The sequence below is a fragment of the Rhodococcus sp. UFZ-B548 genome (assembly GCF_903819475.1).
In the GTDB taxonomy this organism is placed as follows: Bacteria; Actinomycetota; Actinomycetes; order Mycobacteriales; family Mycobacteriaceae; genus Rhodococcus_F; species Rhodococcus_F erythropolis.
In genome coordinates this window covers 52,104-69,942 of the sequence record NZ_CAIJDS010000041.1, presented here as the reverse complement: position 1 = coordinate 69,942, position 17,839 = coordinate 52,104, and the positions used below count along the sequence as shown (strand labels likewise).

19 protein-coding genes, 1 pseudogene and 1 riboswitch are annotated in these 17,839 nt (G+C 65.6%); of the genes and pseudogenes, 10 read left to right on the top strand and 10 right to left on the bottom strand.

Translation table 11 applies throughout. From position 1 onward, the window contains the following. Window positions 1-589 precede the first annotated feature (589 nt). The 3 genes from H7C86_RS27010 to H7C86_RS27000 all read left to right on the top strand — a co-directional run bounded on the left by H7C86_RS27010 (window position 590) and on the right by H7C86_RS27000 (window position 3,121). Window positions 590-1,393: an IclR family transcriptional regulator gene (locus tag H7C86_RS27010; protein WP_085990333.1), complete on the top strand. Its 804-nt coding sequence runs from the start codon at window positions 590-592 to the stop codon at window positions 1,391-1,393. Window positions 1,394-1,832: 439 nt separating this feature from the next. Continuing rightward, window positions 1,833-1,941: riboswitch (TPP riboswitch) on the top strand. 186 nt (window positions 1,942-2,127) lie between these two features. After that, complete coding sequence (gene thiS / locus H7C86_RS27005) at window positions 2,128-2,352, top strand: sulfur carrier protein ThiS (protein ID WP_182262585.1); 225 nt, start codon at window positions 2,128-2,130, stop codon at window positions 2,350-2,352. Continuing rightward, window positions 2,345-3,121: a thiazole synthase gene (locus H7C86_RS27000; protein ID WP_182262582.1), complete on the top strand. Its 777-nt coding sequence runs from the start codon at window positions 2,345-2,347 to the stop codon at window positions 3,119-3,121. Before thiS ends, H7C86_RS27000 begins: the two co-directional genes overlap by 8 nt. Window positions 3,122-3,636: 515 nt before the next feature. Here the strand turns inward: H7C86_RS27000 and H7C86_RS26995 are convergent. The 4 genes and pseudogenes from H7C86_RS26995 to H7C86_RS26985 form a co-directional block, all read right to left on the bottom strand. Further along, on the bottom strand, window positions 3,637-4,368 hold the full coding sequence (locus tag H7C86_RS26995; RefSeq protein ID WP_005265135.1) for a sulfite exporter TauE/SafE family protein: 732 nt from the start codon (window positions 4,366-4,368) through the stop codon (window positions 3,637-3,639). Between the two features lie 896 nt (window positions 4,369-5,264). Next, a pseudogene (locus tag H7C86_RS37420) lies at window positions 5,265-5,378 on the bottom strand (aliphatic nitrilase); the annotation flags it as partial. Between the two features lie 464 nt (window positions 5,379-5,842). Next, entirely contained in the window at window positions 5,843-6,310 is a 468-nt protein-coding gene (locus tag H7C86_RS37885) for a recombinase family protein (protein WP_310649166.1), read from the bottom strand. Window positions 6,311-6,545: 235 nt separating this feature from the next. Next, the gene (locus H7C86_RS26985) at window positions 6,546-7,463 is read right to left on the bottom strand and encodes an NADP-dependent oxidoreductase (RefSeq protein WP_005265133.1); all 918 of its coding nucleotides are present in this window, start codon (window positions 7,461-7,463) and stop codon (window positions 6,546-6,548) included. A 224-nt stretch (window positions 7,464-7,687) separates the two neighbouring features. Here H7C86_RS26985 and H7C86_RS26980 point away from each other — a divergent pair, with 224 nt between their 5' ends. Further along, the gene (locus tag H7C86_RS26980) at window positions 7,688-8,341 is read left to right on the top strand and encodes a TetR/AcrR family transcriptional regulator (protein ID WP_182262581.1); all 654 of its coding nucleotides are present in this window, start codon (window positions 7,688-7,690) and stop codon (window positions 8,339-8,341) included. A gap of 366 nt (window positions 8,342-8,707) precedes the next feature. Here the strand turns inward: H7C86_RS26980 and H7C86_RS26975 are convergent, their stop codons facing one another. Further along, window positions 8,708-9,379, bottom strand: a complete 672-nt coding sequence (locus H7C86_RS26975; RefSeq protein WP_182262580.1) for a hypothetical protein — start codon at window positions 9,377-9,379, stop codon at window positions 8,708-8,710. A 60-nt stretch (window positions 9,380-9,439) separates the two neighbouring features. Beyond that, window positions 9,440-9,646 (bottom strand): hypothetical protein, encoded by a 207-nt coding sequence (locus H7C86_RS26970; RefSeq protein ID WP_246860077.1) that lies wholly within the window; start codon window positions 9,644-9,646, stop codon window positions 9,440-9,442. Window positions 9,647-10,088: 442 nt separating this feature from the next. Between H7C86_RS26970 and istA the strand changes: the two genes are divergently transcribed. Together istA and H7C86_RS26960 are read left to right on the top strand one after the other, a co-directional pair. Next, complete coding sequence (istA, locus tag H7C86_RS26965; protein ID WP_182262579.1) at window positions 10,089-11,804, top strand: IS21 family transposase; 1,716 nt, start codon at window positions 10,089-10,091, stop codon at window positions 11,802-11,804. Further along, on the top strand, window positions 11,801-12,613 hold the full coding sequence (locus H7C86_RS26960; RefSeq protein ID WP_182262578.1) for an ATP-binding protein: 813 nt from the start codon (window positions 11,801-11,803) through the stop codon (window positions 12,611-12,613). The genes istA and H7C86_RS26960 overlap by 4 nt, the downstream gene beginning before the upstream one ends. 253 nt (window positions 12,614-12,866) lie before the next feature. On the opposite strand, the gene H7C86_RS26955 is transcribed toward H7C86_RS26960, so the two are convergent. Then, on the bottom strand, window positions 12,867-13,964 hold the full coding sequence (locus tag H7C86_RS26955) for an IS110 family transposase (protein ID WP_182262577.1): 1,098 nt from the start codon (window positions 13,962-13,964) through the stop codon (window positions 12,867-12,869). Window positions 13,965-14,307: 343 nt separating this feature from the next. Continuing rightward, a complete protein-coding gene (locus tag H7C86_RS26950; RefSeq protein ID WP_182262576.1) occupies window positions 14,308-14,586 on the bottom strand; it encodes a hypothetical protein in 279 nt (92 codons plus the stop codon). A 139-nt stretch (window positions 14,587-14,725) separates the two neighbouring features. Between H7C86_RS26950 and H7C86_RS26945 the strand changes: the two genes are divergently transcribed. Beyond that, window positions 14,726-15,166 (top strand): CD225/dispanin family protein, encoded by a 441-nt coding sequence (locus H7C86_RS26945; RefSeq protein WP_182262575.1) that lies wholly within the window; start codon window positions 14,726-14,728, stop codon window positions 15,164-15,166. A gap of 62 nt (window positions 15,167-15,228) precedes the next feature. On the opposite strand, the gene H7C86_RS26940 is transcribed toward H7C86_RS26945, so the two are convergent. Both H7C86_RS26940 and H7C86_RS26935 read right to left on the bottom strand, forming a co-directional pair. Beyond that, window positions 15,229-15,384 (bottom strand): hypothetical protein, encoded by a 156-nt coding sequence (locus H7C86_RS26940; RefSeq protein ID WP_182262574.1) that lies wholly within the window; start codon window positions 15,382-15,384, stop codon window positions 15,229-15,231. Between the two features lie 458 nt (window positions 15,385-15,842). Then, on the bottom strand, window positions 15,843-16,127 hold the full coding sequence (locus H7C86_RS26935) for a hypothetical protein (protein ID WP_051055642.1): 285 nt from the start codon (window positions 16,125-16,127) through the stop codon (window positions 15,843-15,845). Between the two features lie 150 nt (window positions 16,128-16,277). Between H7C86_RS26935 and H7C86_RS37965 the strand changes: the two genes are divergently transcribed. The 3 genes from H7C86_RS37965 (at window position 16,278) to H7C86_RS26920 (ending at window position 17,828) form a co-directional block, all read left to right on the top strand. Further along, window positions 16,278-16,415 (top strand): alpha/beta fold hydrolase, encoded by a 138-nt coding sequence (locus H7C86_RS37965; RefSeq protein ID WP_005265125.1) that lies wholly within the window; start codon window positions 16,278-16,280, stop codon window positions 16,413-16,415. 361 nt (window positions 16,416-16,776) lie between these two features. Continuing rightward, window positions 16,777-17,538, top strand: coding sequence for an NAD(P)-binding domain-containing protein (locus H7C86_RS26925; protein WP_310649165.1), 762 nt, complete (start codon window positions 16,777-16,779; stop codon window positions 17,536-17,538). Between the two features lie 152 nt (window positions 17,539-17,690). Next, window positions 17,691-17,828: a hypothetical protein gene (locus H7C86_RS26920; RefSeq protein WP_182262572.1), complete on the top strand. Its 138-nt coding sequence runs from the start codon at window positions 17,691-17,693 to the stop codon at window positions 17,826-17,828. Window positions 17,829-17,839 lie beyond the last annotated feature (11 nt).

Genomic DNA, 17,839 nt, shown 5'->3' with positions numbered 1-17,839 from the left:
GATCAACCGGTCGCACACAAATGACAGTGTGTGCATGAGACCCGGGATGGTTCAAAAGTCACCGCACTGACCAACGCGGGCGCGACCGTGATTGACGTCCCCAGCCAGCTTGCTGACGCCCTGCAACAGCACGGAATATCCCCAGCAAGTGTGACCGGGGGGCGGGTCGGGGCGATCCTCTGACCTGCCGTGTCGACCCGCCGTATCCGATTCCACCGCAGGATCGGCGGGGCGACACACCAAGCGGGAAGAGCTCGCGCACGCCCAAGCGGTATTGGCGGCACCGCGGTCGTGGAGGGGACGGAAACAGCGCCAAAGTCAAGGTCCCGACCGGTCGGCTTCCTGAACCGTGGCGGACGTCCCGCTCCCCGTCCTTGCCAATATCCCCGGAACGAGCTCGGTGCCAGACGCAGCGTTCGACGCCACTGAGAACCGGCCAGCCACCACTCGGGAACCACCTCTGCACTTCGGTGCGGACGGCTTGGGCGCAGGCGACATCGATGAGAATCGGGGCGGCAATCGCTCGCGCTTGCGTGAACGCATCGACCCACTTGGTAGAGTATTTCATTATGTGGGAAGGGGCGAAGGCGTGAGAACAGCTGAACACCCGGCACCGTCGGCGCAGAACCGTCAGGTAGCCGGTACACAAACAATCACCAGAGCGCTTTCCGTCCTGCGCGTCCTGCGAGACGCGGAAGGTGACGTAGGGGTCACCGAGATGGCCCATGCCTTGGATTTGCACTCCAGCACGACGCATCGCATTGTGAGGGCGCTCGTCGTGGCCGGATACGTGGTGCAAAACAAGGAGACCGAGCGTTATCGACTTGGTCTGGAGGCTTTCCTGCTCGGCCGCGCTGCAGGGCAGACCCTTGGCTTCGATGCGGCCATGCCCCTGCTCGACGGCTTGGCAGAGGAAACGGGTGAGTCGGTCAATCTGGTTGTCCGCGATGGGGATCACGCCCTGGTCTTGCTGAGGGTCGAATCCAAGCAACCTCTACGGTTCAGCCAACCTACCGGAACGCGGATTCCGTTGTACTGCACGAGCACGGGCAAGGCGCTACTCGCCTTCGCGGGCGATCTGAACGCGGAAGTGGCACGGCTAGGGGAACTCGAACGGCTGACCCCGGCAACAATCACCTCTCCTCGGGATCTACTCCGCGATCTCGAGGAGATCCGGTCACGCGGCTTCAGTATCAACAGAGGTGAGCGCGTTCCCGGGGTGTGCGGCGTAGCTGCTCCGGTCCTGGGTTCGGGTGGGGTAGCGACTGCTGCCCTGGCCGTGCAGGGGCCGGAGATCCGAATGCCGGACGACCGGATCGCGGAACTGGGGCCACTCGTGATGGAGGTGGCGCGAGCGGTCGTTGCCTCGCTCCCAGCAGGCTATGAGATCTGAACTTGTCACTGTAGGACCGAAACAGGATCGTGAGTCCCAATCGACGTCTTGGCGGGGTATCTGCGCTCCTCGGATGTAGCTGGCTTGTCACTCATTGCTAGCTTGCCTCGTCTGGGTCTGGGTAGTGGTCGGCGCCTCGGGTTTGTCAAAAGTGCGATGCTGCCATTTTCGGTTGGACTTACGGGCGAAGGTGCGGGACAGAAACGTCGGTCTCCACCACTTTCCATCGGTGGGGACGCGATCGGCGCATTGCCCGGGATGGTTCGTTCGTGGTGAATGCACGCATCCCCGGTGTCTCTCGCGCGTTCTGGGCTCACGGCATCCGACGCGATGCCGTCCACCAGACTTGGCCAAGTAACGTTGTGACTACAGCGTCCACGCTCGGTCGTCCATTTTTGGGGCGATTGCTCACAGGATCTCGGTTACAGTTCGTGGGACAACTACACATCACGGGGGCTCGCACCAGCGGGCTGAGAGGACGGCTAGGGCCGTCGACCGTCGAACCTGTCCGGGTAATGCCGGCGTAGGGAGCATCAACGATGAGCAAAAACGCATCTCGAGCCACGTCCGTCACCACGGTGCCGATCGAGGGCAGCACCAAGCAGTACCAAAGGTCGGGCGACGTCCGACTGCCGGTCCGGCGCGTGCACCTCACTAACGGTGAGCACCTCGACGTAGGCCACACAGCGGGCTCGTACACAAGCGTGTCGGCCGCTTCGGACGGGAGCCACGAAATGAGTGAGCAGCGAGAGGTGGTGCCGATCGGCATCACCGTCAACGGCGAGGACCACGAGTTCACGGAACCGTTGACCGTCACCGGGCTGCTGGAGGTGCTGAACCTGCCCACCAAGGGCATCGCGGTGGCAGTGAACGGCGCCGTGTTCCCCCGCGCACGGTGGGACGAGCTCGTGGTCCGGGGCTGGGAGATCGAGACGCTCACGGCGGTGCAGGGTGGCTGACGCGACGCCCGGCGTGCAGAAGGGCCTCACGATCGCGGGACGCACGTTCGGTTCACGGTTGATCATGGGCACCGGCGGCGCCGCCAACCTCACGGTGCTCGAAGAGGCGCTCGTCGCGTCCGGCACCGAGCTGACCACGGTCGCGATGCGCCGCGTCGACGCCGCAGGCGGCACCGGTGTGCTGGACCTGCTGCGCCGGCTCGACATCGCCCCGCTGCCCAACACCGCGGGGTGTCGCGGTGCGGCCGAGGCTGTGTTGACGGCGCAACTCGCCCGTGAGGCGCTCGAGACCGACTGGGTGAAGCTCGAGGTCATCGCCGACGAGCGCACCCTGATGCCCGACGCCATCGAGTTGGTCAGCGCTGCAGAGCAGCTGGTCGACGACGGATTCGTCGTCCTGCCCTACACCACCGACGACCCGGTGCTGGCCCGCAGGCTCGAGGATGTCGGCTGCGTGGCCGTGATGCCGCTGGGTTCGCCGATCGGCACCGGGCTCGGTATCGCGAACCCGCACAACATCGAGATGATCGTGGACGGTGCGGGGGTGCCCGTCATCCTCGACGCCGGCATCGGGACCGCCAGCGACGCGACCCTCGCGATGGAACTCGGCTGCGATGCCGTGCTGCTGGCCACGGCTGTGACCAGGGCGAAGGACCCGGCGCTCATGGCGTCGGCGATGCGCGGGGCCGTGGTGGCGGGCTACGAGGCACGTCACGCGGGCCGCATTCCCAAGCGATTCTGGGCGCAGGCCTCAACCCAGACGGTGTGAGAGACGGCGGCATCACCTGGCAGGCCGCCACATGCCGAGGGAGGGCGGGAGCAACCTACGTTTCGGGTCGAAGCGTCTGAGTTCAGGGCATACAGAACCGTTGATCTTTCACGGCATCGAGGGCGCTGACGACCGCTGCCCGTGACGATCGGCCGGGGTGGAAAGGGATTTCATCATCGTCGCCGCGGTCTCGGGCGTTGTAGGCCGGACAAGGGTGAGGAACTCGAGCCACACCCGCTGGGTGCCGGAGCTGGCGGCGAACTCGTACTCACCGCCGATCCCGTCGATCCACCCCGGCGGTCGGTCGTCCTCCGTCGCCGCGCGGCGGTGAGGTCCGGCGTCCCCGCCCGTTCGAAGTAGACCGAGGTGGGAACACAGTCGCGCGCTTGCGCCCAGGAGAAGGGGCGATATCCCGCGCGCAGCCGGGCGGCGTCCCCGTCAACTCGACAGCCACGCGGTGGCACACCTCATGCGCCGCGTGGGGATCGATCGCTGAGCGCGTCTCCGCGGAATTCCTATCCGACGACGAGAGTCACGGCGCCGGACGCGATCACCAATACGATGACGGCGGACCGAAACATGCCCGGCGTGATCCGGCGGGCAATCGACAGTCCAGTGAGGTTGCCGACCAGTGCGGCGGTGACGAAGACCGGAAGGCGCGGCCAGACCATCGAATCCGTGATCTGGTCGCGGATGAAGAGAGTGCCGAGTGCGATGACATTCGCGACGATGAAATAGCCTGCGAGATCGGCGATGAATGCCAGCGGTGGCAACCGGGCTCGCATCAGGAGCAGAACTGGAGGCGGACCGTTGAGGGACGTCGTGGTCCCGAGGTAACCGCCGACAGCGCCGGTCAGTGCTTGCGCAATGGCAGACGGCTGCCGTGGCGATACCGTCCGGGCCGGAAGGGCCATGGCGATTCCGCACAACATCACCAGCGCGCCCGCTGCCGGCTTCAAATACTGCTCCGGCAACAGACTGAGAGTGACCGCACCGAGCCACGCTCCCGGCAAACTGCCGCCGCCCAATAGTGCGACCCGACTCCAATTGATCTGGTTCCATAGCTGGTACGCCACGTTTACGCGGGTGACCAGGCCGGCGACCAGATTGACAAATACCACTTCGTGTACGTCGAATCCGACCATCAACATGACCGGAGTCGCGATAAGTGCGGTTCCGAAGCCGGTGGCGCCTCCAATGATCGAGGCGATGCCGAGACACAGGGCGCCCACAAGTAGCAGCGTCATCGCGACTCCCTTCCCATCCGGGCAGCACACTCCGCAAGGTTTGACGCTCAGGTGGCCAGGCATGACCGCACTCACGAGCGACATCAGCTCCATGTCGATACTGCTGCATCCGCGCGAGAGCATTCAATCCAGCCGCGTACCCGAATGCCCAGTTGAGTCCCACAAACACCTCGGCCACCAGCTATGCGCACAGCGTGTTCAAGTCCTCGTGTGTTGCCCTTCCGGTGCGTCTGCTGCTTATGGTGCTCCCGATCGAGCTGCTCGACCGAGGCAGCCTGTGGTCGCGAGGTGGTTGAGGTGCAGCCGATCAAGCTCGGTGGCTTCAGTGAGGGCCACCATCTCACCCCACGGCACGCTCCTTGGATCTGGAGCCTCTTGGTCGAGGATCCTGCCCACCCATCCGATGGGGGAGCTGAGCGATAAAGGCTCCGACCGGACGTACTCGGGTGGGGTCGACGCACCGATGGCAGCTAGCGTCGGCGCGCACCGGACTACTTTTCGGTGGTGCGGCCCTCGAAACGATCCAGTCCGAGAGCGGTTTCGGTTCCCGGTGGTCGTGTTCGGTGCGCCAGCGGATCTTGGGCCGGCCGCACCAGCTCGGTGACGGGTGTGGTGTCCGGCGGGGTGGAGAGCCGGTAGTCGGGCTCGTCGGCAGCGGTGGGCCACTCGGCGAGCAGCCAGACTGAGGGAAGGTTCTTTCCTCGGCGCGTGGGATGTCGCGGTTCGCAGGGCGGACCGCAGCGCGGAGGACCGCGAACGCATTTCCGTGGGATTGGTCGAATCGGCCTTGCTGCCGCGCCAAGTCACGGTCCGTCGGGCCGTACCTCGGGCGGCGAGGACCAGGTCCTTGCAGCTCGCGGCCGGGCCCGGGTAGCGCGGGGCGGGTGACGATAGCCACCGTCCCGCTCATTCACGCCGATCGAAACCGCCATTCCCGCTTCCCTCGCCGCCTCAGCAATCACGAGTGTCACGGCCGACGGTATGGTCACCGCCTGATCGAGCAACCTGATGAAGACGTGCCCGATATGCTCGCGCGGTCAAAGGTGCTCGTGGATCAGCGTGTACCGCTGAGAGATCTCTACGCAGATCATTGACGTAGCCCGGTCTTCTGGGTGGCGGTGCCTGCGTCGCCGTTGATGTACTCCGCCAACGACATCGACGTGCTGATGACGCAGGTACTCTGCCTCGCCGCGACGCCCGCCGTGCGGCACGGACGCCACCATGATCGGACTGCATGCGGATCGGTGAGGTAAGCGCTCTCGAATGCGGCGACATCGAATGGGCCGAGTTGTTTTGATTGTGCGCAAACACCATGGTCATTCGCTCCGCCAATGCACACCTCCAGGCCGGCTGACATGAGCATCAAGGAACGTCCGTGGTCGGAATTGTTACGGACACTCGAGGAAAGCGAGGTCGATGTTCGATGTCACTTTCCTCATGGACGCAACCGGTCTCGTCCCCTGGTACGCGACATCTATCCGAGTGCCACTGCGCTGGGGGTCTTTGAGGTGCTGCGCAGGTCTACAACATCGGCCAGCACATGCAGTCCGCGACGGGTCAGGAGGGATTTTGTCTCTGCCGCGAGGCCGGCGCTATCGCGAGATTCAATCACGGCACCAACCGCTGCGTTGAGAAGCCACATGTCGTAGACCAAACTCGCGATAGCCCGCGGTTGACGTAGGACCCCTATGGACCATGCCGTAGGAAGGTCTGACGGCAGGGTAACCGACAGCAGCGCCTTGTCCAGTTCGGGCCGGCGGGCGAGCTTGCCGGACGCCTTGTCGATGAAGATCTCGTCGCAGCGAGCCGCAGTCAGCGCATCCCGCTGCGATTCGGGGTTCTGGTCGCGGGTGGAGACCCGCCCGTTAGCCGATCCGCATGACCCGAAACGTATCGCGAACCCCCGACAGCAGGACATTGGCGCGGACACGGCAGGCGACACACACCCCACCTGGGGAAACGCGACACCGTCTGGAGTGCCCCCAGAAACCTTCGTTACCGAGACAAATAACAGACAGTCGTCGAGCGAGCCGGCCGAGGCCGCCGCACCAGCGGCCCGCAAGGCATACCGCATCTATGCCGACCGACTCACCGCCGCGGCGATTCTGACCGACCCGGCGTGGCGACGAGTAGTCCGGTCGGTGGCATGACGGCGCTGTTGGCCTGTTCCAGAGCGCTCAGGGGCGCACGCGAATGACGGTCTTGCCCTTGCGCCGCTCGGTCGGGTTAAGCGCGGGGACGGCGGCGTCGAGGGTCGCGACGGTTCCGATGTGCGTGCGAAGGCGCCCGTCCCGCACCCGGTCAACGATCTCCACCAGCTGACTCGGAACGGACTCGACGACGAAGTCAATCGCGAGGCCGTCGACCGGGCGAGCCTCAGCAGACCCGACCACCGACACCAGCGTCCCGCCAGGCCGGATGATGCTCGCCGAGCGCCTTTGGATGTCACCGCCGATGACATCGAAGACTAGGTCGACCCCGCCGATGTCGTCGAGATCCTCGTGGTCGAGGTCGAGGAACTCGTTCGCGCCGAAGTCGAGCGCCGCCTGGCGGTCCACCGCCCGCCCGGTACCGATGACGTAGGCGCCGAACTCCCGGGCGAGCTGCGTCACCACGGACCCGACCGCGCCGGCGGCGCCGTGTGCGAGGACGCTCTGCCCGGCCTGAAGACGACCGTGCTGGAACAGGCCCTGCCACGCGGTCAGGCCGGAGATCGGCAAGCTCGCACCCACCGTGAAGTCGACGTTCCCCGGCAGCGGCGCAAGGTTGCGTGCCTCCACGGCCGCGTACTCGGCCAGGGTTCCATCGCGGTGCCAGTCCGTGATCCCGAACACCCGCTGTCCCAGCGAGAGTCCCGTCGTGCCGTAGCCGAGGGAGGAGACCACTCCGGCGAACTCGTGGCCGATGATCGCCTGGGCTCGATCGTGACCGGAGCGATCGACCCACGTCGAGGGCCACTCCCACTCTGCAGGGACGAAGCCCGACGCATGGACTTCAACGACGACGTCGTTGATCGCCGGCGTCGGTTCAGGCCGCTCCGTGAGTGTGATCCCGGCCGCTTCCGCAGACTGATCCGTCGCGATGATTGCCTTCATTGCTGCCTCCGTATGGGTCTCGTGCTCGCCGGCTCTGTGCGCCGGTGTGTGGTCCTCGTCGAGCTCCGGTGGGATTCGACGCGTTTCAGTGGTCCATCCGTCTGTGGTGATGGATCTTGTTGCCGTTCCTCTGTGGGCAATTTTTGGGCTTGCTAGCCCACTAGTGGTAGTCAACATGACACGAATGTGGGCTGTCAAGCCCAATCTGGGATATCGTGTGCGGTATGGAAGCCGCAACGGAAGCTCGGGTGCCGCAGAAGCTCACGGACAAGGGGCGGGCGACCCGAGCCCGCATCCTCGAGCACGCCGCGGAGCTCATCTACACCAAGGGCGTCCACGCGACGAACAACGAGCAGCTCCGTCGCGCAGCAGGCATCAGCGGGTCACAGCTCAACCACTACTTCCCGACCAAGCAGAGCCTTGTCCTCGCGGTCATCGAGTGGCAGGCCGAGCGCGTCCTCACGTTCCATCGCAGTGAGCGGTTCACTCACTTCGAAAGCCTCGACTCGCTTCGGGAATGGGCGGGCTTCTACATCGCCTACGAGCACTCCTACCAGGAAGGCTGCAGCCTCGGCTCGCTCGCCAGCGAGATCATCAAGACCGACCTTGACGTTCGCACGGAACTCGCGAACGCGTTTGAGCAGTGGAGAGACATCTTTCGAGATGGACTCGAACGGATGCAGAGGCTCGGCCGCATCAGCACTGAGGCGGATCCCACTCGACTGGCCCATCTCCTGCTCTCCTCCTTTCAGGGCGGCATGCTCCTCGCCCAGGTCGCCCGCGACATCGCCCCGCTGAAAGACGCCCTGCGGTCAGCCATCGACTACGTGCAGACATTCGCGGTGCTCCCCGCCGTCGGCGTACTCGAAGATCGGTAGCCGTCAGTGCGGCCCCATAACCCCTTAATGAGTGCTACCGATTAATGAGTGCTACCGAACCGTCGAGATGTGATGAGCTAGAAGCAGATCACCCGGCGTGCACAGGACTTCGGACATCCGTGCAGTCCACTCCAGACACCGACACGGGAACTCTGCGGTGAAGTTGCACGGCGGCCCAGGCCATTCCAACCGCAGCGAATCCTGCGCACCATCGCGGCGGCACACCCAACGAAACACCGGACACCCGTTCCCCTCAATCGGACTGTAGGTCCGCCGACATACGGCGGACCTAACGTTCCTGCCAAGCCCGACCAGCAGTCGACAGCCAAGGCAGGCGTACCGCACTGATGCGGTCCAAAGATCGCGCTACTTCTTCCGTCCGCCGCGTCGCAAGATCGATTCACGATTGCGTCGAGCGTGTGGGAGCTTTGCCCGACGCAGTTGCCGCGCCAGCCGTAGCGACGTAGGTGGATGAGTCACCGAGCTCTGAGCGTTGCACGCGGCGAGTAAATCGAAGGTGCAGACGGCGACACCGATGCCCGCAACATCGCACATGTAGTCATCGGCTCGGAACTCCGCATTCCACGACACCGGCCAGATGCACAGAAACAGAAGAAGCGCGATGAACATGAGCACGGCGCAAACATCATTGAACGGGCGGGCATAGGTGTACAGCCCAACGCAAGCGCTAACGACAGCTGATGCCCAGAACAACCACCGGCGCAACACGATCCAGCCAGGCTCAGTCCGGTGCCCCAGTTCGTGAACGATGACCCCGTCGAAAGCGTACGACTCTGCAAAATCAAGGCCCAAGGTCAAGAACGCGGGATCGAGAGCCAATTCGTCACGACGAGGGTGATAGGCAGCCACCCCAAGTGCCTTCTTCTCGTCGAAGAGAACCTCCGGATGCGGCACATGACCGGTCCGGTCGCAGAGGTGCTGCACCACAGTTACGTAACCGAACTCAACCTCCCCAAGCTCCTCGACATCGCCGCTCACAATCAACGGATCCGAATCACCACTTGCCGTGGCCGTCACCGCACCCACCCCCGCGTCGTACCCCAGGTTCGATCTTCACGCATTGTTCCCCCTCGTCGTTCAGAACAGCGTCGGATTCTCCGATGCCAGCAACGCTGCCCGCACCGCGTCGGCGTCCCACCCGCCGCGCACCGCTTCCCGCAACGCACGCGACCGCGCTGCGCGGGCCGCCCGATCGGGCCCGTACCAATGCCATGTCTGGCCGCGGCCGCCGCCGCGCCCCTTCGCACCCATCCCGGCGAGATTCTGTGCTTGCGTGCCGAGCACGACGTGCGGACGACCTTGATATGTACGCCGGTTTGTCAAGGGCGCAGGGCGAGGCGGCGTCCAGGACCGTCGTCGTGGGCGCCGCCTCTGTGGGCCCGGTCGATCTGGGGTGGTGGCGAGCGTGTCGGTTTCGACGCGTGGTCAACTCTGATATTCGCGGGTTGGGTACCGCAGGACGGTTGTTCGGCTGGAGTGGATCGCTCGTCTAATGTCGAGCGTGATCCCAACGTACAGTTGGAGATTGCTCATAGGTCGCTCGCGGATCACTCCCAGGCGCTGTCGCCTGCCATGAGCATGGGACCGTCTTGACCTGATTTCTGCCACCCTCATGGGACCACTCGGATTGCCAGTCATGGGACCACCCGGCGCGTCGCGCCGAAGTCCCGTCGGATCACTCGTTTGATCGTCGTGTCGGTATCCCCGGTCACGAAGGCGGACGGGCATGGCGTTTCGGGAGGTCAATGTGAACGAAGTCAAGGAAGTGCTCCGGATCTGGCTCGGGGTGCCCGGGTCCCGGCCGCCGGGATTGCGCACGATTGCGGCGCACTGCGGGGTGGACCGCAAAACGGCCCGCCGATACATCGAGGCCGCCCAGGCAGCGGGGCTGCAGCGCGGCGACTGTGTCGACGCCCTCGACGACGGGCTGATCGGCGCGGTGATCGAGGCGGTGCGCCCGGCCCGCCCGAGCGGACACGGCGCCGCCTGGGACCAGCTGCTGGGGTTCGAGGACCAGATCACCGCGTGGGTGGCCGGCGACGGGAACCATCCACCCCTGACGATCACCAAGATCGAAACACTGCTGGCCCGCCAGGGCTGCGTGGTGCCGTATCGGACGTTGCACCGATTCGCCACCGAGCGGTGCGGTTTCGGCCGCAAGGACACCACCGTCCGCATCGTCGACGGCGATCCCGGCAGCGAATGCCAGATCGACTTCGGCTACCTGGGCTACCTGACCGACCCGGACACCGGGCGGCGCCGCAAGGTGCACGCACTGATCTTCACCGCCGTGTACTCGCGGCACATGTTCGTGTGGGTGACGTACTCGCAGACCCTGGCGGCGGTGATCGCTGGCTGCGAAGCGGCGTGGACCTTCTTCGGCGGTGTCTTCAGGGTCCTGATTCCGGACAATCTCAAGCCGGTGGTGACCGACGCGGACGCGGTCAATCCGCGGCTGTCGCAGGGCTGGTTGGACTACGCCCAGCACACCGGGTTCGTCACGGACCCGGCCCGGATCCGATCGCCGAAGGACAAACCTAGGGTCGAAAGAGCCGTTCAGTATGTGCGCGGAAACTACTGGGCCGGTGAGGACTTCACGGATCTCGCCGAGGCGCAACAGCGGGCCGAAGCGTGGTGCCGTGACACCGCCGGGATGCGGACCCACGGCACCACCGCCGCCCGCCCACTCGAGGTGTTCGACGAGGACGAGGCACCGATACTGCTGCCCGTTCCCCAGGTTTACGACGTGCCGATCTTCAAACAGGTCAAGGTGCACCGCGACTTTCATGCCGAGGTCGCGAGGGCGCTGTATTCGATACCGGGACAGTGGATCGGCAGTGTGCTCGAGGTGCGGGCCGACAGTGCGCTGGTGAAGTTCTACGCCCGCGGAAACCTGGTGAAGGTGCATCCGCGCCAGCCCGCCGGTGGGCGCAGCACCGACCCGGAGGATCTGCCCACCGAGAAGGTCGGATACGCGATGCGAGATCTGGACCGACTGATCGGCACCTGCGCCGGGCACGGCCGCGCCGTCGGCATCTACGCCGAAAGACTGCTCGACGATCCGCTGCCCTGGATCCGGATGCGGGCGGTCTACCGGCTGCTCGGGCTGGTCCGCCGCTACGGGCCCGGCCCGGTCGAAGCGGCGTGCAGCACGGCGCTGGATCTGGACGTGGTGTCGGTGAGCAAGATCGCCTCGATGCTCGAACGCGCCACCGAGACCACCACGCCGCTGCTGCCGGCCGCCGGATCGGCGGCACCGTCCCGTTTCACCCGCGACCCCGCCGAGTTCGCCACCGACAGGACCGGCCCCGCCACATCTGGGACCACCGTCGCCACTGCCGGGACCGGTGTTGCCACCGAGAGGACCACCGTCGCCACCGAGAGGACCGGGCATCTGACGGTGATCGCCGGGGGCAACACCGACACGAGGGAGACACGATGACCACCCCACACACACCCGCGGGGCCGGTCGATCCGATCGGCGCCGACCTGATCGCCCTCCTCAAAACACTCAAACTCGGCGCCCTCAAGGACACCCTGCCCGAGCGACTCGCCCTGGCCCGCCAGCATCAGCTCAGCCACGTCGCGTTCCTGGAACTGCTCCTCGCCGACGAGGTATCCCGGCGGGAATCACGCTCGGCTGCTTTGCGGTCGGCGAAGGCCGGTCTGGATCAGTCGATGCGGATCGACACCTGGAACGCTCTCGACGACCTCCGTTACGACCGATCCCTGCTCTCGGATCTGGTGTCGTTGCGGTTCGCCGAGGCCGGCCACTCGGTCCTGGTTCTGGGTCCGGTTGGGGTCGGAAAAACGCACCTGGCGACCGCCCTCGGGCACGTGGCGATCCGGCGCCGGATGACGGTGCTCTGCGCCCGGGCGGACAAGCTGTTCGCCCGGCTGCGCGCCGCCCGGCTCGACAATTCGGTCGAGGCGGAGATGCGGCGCATCGCCACCGTCGATCTCCTGGTCCTCGACGATTTTGCGCTTCGGCCCCTGGACGCGACCGAGACCAACGACTTCTACGAGTTGGTCGTGGAGCGCCATCGCCGCAAGGCGACGATCGTCTCCTCGAATAGGTCCCCTGATGAGTGGCTGTCGATGACCACCGATGCACTGCTGGCGCAGTCGGCGATCGACCGGCTCACCTCCGCGGCGCACACCCTCGTCATCGAGGGCCCGTCCTACCGGCAACGCACCCGTCCGGGGCATGGCGCGGTTGACAGTTCAGAAGGCGAGGTCGATGCTCGATGACACCTTCGGGTGGTCCCATGCTCGTGGCAACGAGGTGGTCCCATCACCCTGGCAAGCGACAGGCGCTGCCGTCACCACCGCATGATTCGTCCGGACGTTGTGGGGGGTTCCCGTTCCGGTCCTTGCCTCACCGGTCGTCGGCGACGAGGGGGCAAGGTGGAGTCCCCGCAGCGCAGCGAGGAGAACCGACCTTGCCGCCCGACGAGTCGACGACCACACTCGCAACCGGGGATGCGGAACGGGGACCCTGATTTCAGGTGTCGAGCACGGCCAGCGACCAACACCAGCCGGCGAGTTCGCGGGCGATCGCGGTGTTTGCCAGTGCGGGGCGTTTGTTACGGACGTCGAACCCGGCCCAGCGGGCGTGCAGGCGCCGGTTTGCCTGCTGTCCGCGGGCCCGGGCCGCGGGACTGGCCTGCTCCCAGCGGCGCCGCAGCTCCGCCCCGGGGCGATACCGGGGTCGGTGGTGCCAGGCGGCCTCGACCAGAAGCCGTCGGGCGTGGCCGTTGCCGGTCTTGGTGATCGATCCCTGCGAGCGCGACGTGCCCGAGGAGTGTTCGGTGGGCACCAGCCCGAGGTAGGCGCCGATCGAGCGTCCGGTCAGGCGCTGCCAGTCGCCGATCTCCACCGCGAGCCCGAACGCGGTCAGCGTCGAGACCCCGCGCAGGCAGCCGAGCCGAGTCACCACCGGGGTGTAGTCGCTGTCGGTGGCCATCGCCGCGATCGCCACATCCAGTCGATCTCGCCGGTCCACCGCCGCGAGCATGGTGTCATAGGCGGTCTCGTACGCCAGCTGCAGACCGGGTGCGTCGAAGTGCTGGGTGCGGAGCCAGGAATCGTGCACCTTCGTCCACGCGTGGCCACCGTAGTAGACGATCCCTTGCCGCAGAAGTAGTTTCGACACCCGATGCCGGGCCGACATCAGATCCCCACGACAGTCCTCCCGGGCACGCACCAGATCCCGGGCCGCCTCCTGCTCGACGCTCGGCACCGCCACCTCGACGATCTGCCCGAGGTGCAGCAGACGAGCCAGATGCCGCGCGTCGCGCGCGTCTGTTTTGACACGGTCGCCGGGCGGGCGCTGCAGCTTCGACGGTGCGGCCACCAGGCACTCGATGCCCGCCGCGGTCAGTGACCTGGCCAGCCCGAAGCCGGTCGGTCCGGCCTCGTAGGTCACCGCTACCGGCGTCGGTAGGGACCTGCTCCAGCCCACGATTTCGCCGTGATCCGGTGTCAATCTTCGCTCGAACAGTTCACCGGTTTGTCCGTCGAGGCCGCAGGCGACCACCGATCGTGCGTGCACATCCAATCCAACACTCGTACGCTGATTCATCGCTGGGGCCTCCCACATCTTGTGGCTCTACCGGCCAGGACCCGTTTCCTGTCGGCAACCCACGTTCACATGTGCGTGGGGCCTCAGCCCAGCCCCTCATATCGTCTAACGCTTCCGACGACGCCCGCACACAGATCGGGTTGTCGCACACTTCGTGCAACGCGACCTCGTCGTCGGTCAGTGGGCGGCCGAGTTCGATCGCCAGCGCGTACCGATGCGGGCGCACCACCTTCTGACGTCCATTGCGCGAGACCCAGAAGACTGGTGGAGCGCACATATTCGAAGTGGTCGTATTCCCCCGTTCCATCGAAGGCGGGCTACCAGCACACATATCAGCAGTCGTCACGGTCAGGCCAACTGCTTACGCCGGCGGCATCGGGCGTTGGTGCAGCAACACTCCACGCGTGGGGGTATCGCGGCGGTCCCAGATTTCCCACGCAATCGGGAAGAACAATGCCGCCAGTACCACCCACCGCACGTGAGGTGATCGCCGGAACTGTCCCATCCCGGTCGGCGCGGCCAACGATGCGACGAACAGGACCGGCACGGCGACGACCGCCGCGAGTACGCCCACCGGCATCACCACCACCCCTTCAGCATCCACCCCACGGTACCGACCCGGTAGGACACGGCCTGTCATCTCGGGGTCAGTTCACCGGCCCGGGACCGTTCCACAGATCGTCGACAACAGTGCACTGGAGGTGCCCGGACACGGTGATCGGGGACGGATCGACGTCCACGCCCCCTTCGCGCCTTCCGCCATGGCCTACCGTCGGAGAATGTCGCCTGCCACCGCCGATAATGATCCCGACGACACCCCGGGTCCGGATCCCGTCGAACCTCTACCGGTGAGATCGGCCAGCATCAGGCCCCCGACACACGGGGGTTGGGCGGCGGCATCGTTGTTGTTCTTCTGGCCGTTGTCGTTCGCCGCCTTCACACATGCCTTCAATGTGCAGCCACTGTGGGCGGACGGAGATGCCGCCGGCGCACAGCATGCCTCCGACCGCGTCCGCCGACTCGGCCAGATCTCCGTCGTGATCGGATGCACGGTGATCGCCCTGCTGGCGGCGCTGTACGTCCTGACGACGATGGTGTTGCTGACGAACGGCGACTCCGGCGTCGGCTATGACGACTGCGGGTTCGTACCCGGAGGAGACGGCGGCGGTTTCGTACCCGGAGGAGACGGCGGCGGCTTCGACTTCGACTTCGACTTCTGAGCCCCCCGGGCATGCCGATTCCCGCAGGCGACCATCCACGTCGACCGCGTGCGGGTGTCGGTTCACTCGATGGGGGTGACGCGGACCGAGCCGCCGGGGGTGGTTCCGTAGTCATTCCACGGGTAGGCAGGAGGCCCCAGGGACGGGCTGCGGAACGGTAGCAGCGTGTGGACATGGCCGTTGATGGCCACCTCCAACCGCTGTGGTGTGCTCGCCACTCGAGCAGAACCACCGGCCCGAGCCGAAGGACCGGGACCGGGGAACCATCACCGAGTTCGGCGGAGATTGCGGCAGCCTTGTGGATGGTGCTGATCAGAAGCCACCACGTCGGGTCCGGGCTGTCGCCCGGCCACATCTGCTGTTTGATCTCGTGCGGAAAGCTGACCTCGTCGGTAGTCTCAACACCCCACGTCGGCCCCCACAGGCGTGGATCGTCGTCACCGGGCTCGGCGACGGCGAACATGTCGTCGTCCTCGCGCCAGGACGCCTGAAAACCGGACCGCGGGAGCAGCAGAGAGTAAGTTGCCATGCCCGAAGCTCCTCTCGTTCCCCGACCGGACCGATCGTCTATCCAGTGTGGGGGTGTGCAGCTCGAGAAGTCACCTCCGGCGCGGCGGCAAGCTCGGAGATGGCTGACGCAGCTCGCCGATGCGCGCATGCACGGCCGCGCAGTCTCTCACCCACTGGCGACAGCCGCGCGGGCGGATTCGTGCCCGACGATACTTACCCGGTGGGTTACCGCACCCGCGTCTCGGTGCAGTCCGGGTGCGTGCGAGCCCAGCCAGTGATGGACAGGCTCGACGACTACCTCACGCGGCCCCCGTCCAGGAGGACCGACCGTCCGCTGCCGATCGACCGGCTCACCGGGTTGCAGGGTCTGCTGGAGACGGCGCACCGCCTCGTCGTCGAGGTCGAGATCGATGGCACCGGCCGCCCAGTCCCAGTCCGGTGTCGACCACACGTAATGCAACGGCCCCCACCGCGGTGTCCACCCGTCCTCGTGCTGCGGTCACCTTGGCGCGAGAAGCCGGCCGTTGTCGTCGTCATGAGTGACGGACGCAGGATTCCTTGCCCATCCCAGCCTCGGTTAAACGATCTCTCACCGAAAGACATGGCAGATGATCTCGCGGTCGTGCTCGACCGGCTCGGCGTCGCTAAGGTTTCCGTGGTCGCGCATGACTGGGGTGGTCCGATCGCGGCGTATCTGACGCTGCGACATCCGAAGAAGGTGGCCGGATTTTCGGACTGAACACCGTCGGGCCGTGGCTCAAGTTCGATCTGACGGCGGTTCGCCATCTGTGGCGGTTCTGGTATCAGATCCCGATTTCCTATCATCTCAGCTACACCATCACCGGACGCTGGGACACACGCGTGGGCGAACCGGTTGGGCCCGCGGCACATGGCGTCCGGCGCCGGGGTCCGCGATGCTGACGCTCGTTGCGCGGCGAGTAGGGCTCCCACCGCCAAAACGCGAGTTCCAAGAGCAGTTCACGATGTACAGCACGGTCCGTGCAGCAATCGGGGTACTCCACTCACCGCCACAGGACCGAGAACGCGGGACACTGTCCGGCTGAGTCGAACTGTCAAGCATTTGAATCAGGTCGAGCTGAATGTGCCCACGCGGAACTATCCGACGGTGCCCGTTGTTGACGCATGCAGCAGTCGCGAGGTATCGCGGCACTCGACGAAGGGGCCCAAGAGATATGCGCATCGGAATCATCGGAGCTGGTCAGATCGGTGGCACGCTGACACGCAGGCTGACTGCGCTCGGTCACGATGTGTGCGTGTCGAACTCTCGGACACCCGACACCCTCGCAGCCCTTGAGGCGGAGACCGGCGCAAAGGCGGTACTGAACACCGAAGCCGCCGAGGGTGCGGACCTGGTGATCGTGAGCATCCCGCAGAAGAACGTCGTGGACCTTCCCGCCGGTATTCTCGCAGGCGCTGCCGATGGTGCTCCGGTGATCGAGACCAACAACTACTATCCGCAGCAGCGAGACGGATTGATCGCCGCCATCGAAGACGGTCAGGTAGAAAGTGAATGGGTGCAAGAGCACCTCGGAGTGCCGGTGTTCAAGGCATTCAACGGAATCTGGTGGAAGCATCTTCTCGAGAAGGGCCTACCGGAGGGGTCGAGCGGCCGGATCGCGCTCCCCGTCGCCGGCGACGATGAACTGAAGAAGCAGGTGGTATTCGATCTGATCAATCAGCTCGGCTTTGACCCTGTCGACGCGGGCACAGTCGAAGATTCCTGGCGTCAGCAGCCGGGAACCCCGGTCTACGGCAAGAATTTTGATCGGGAATCTACGTTGAAGGCACTGGCGCAGGCAACGCCTGAGCGCACAGCCGAGTGGCGTGCTGTGGCGCAGTGAGCGATCGGTGTCGAACGGCGGTTCCCGAATACGAAGACGCCGCTCGGCCGGTGGGTTAGTCCTGGTGCGACGCGCGCGCCCAGGACGGCATCGGTATCGAGACGGCGGGCGCGCGGGCGCCCGATCCGGTGCACGGCCATCCGCTGGGCCGCGTGCGGGCGGTACTCATTTCGGTGGCGTTGTTGCGGGCGGTGGACCCGCATCGGGACCTGGTGGACGATTCGGTTCCGCTGGCGGCGGGGTGGCCTGCACAACACCACGGTGCGACCGGCGCCGACTTCGGAAACTGATGACATGGTTG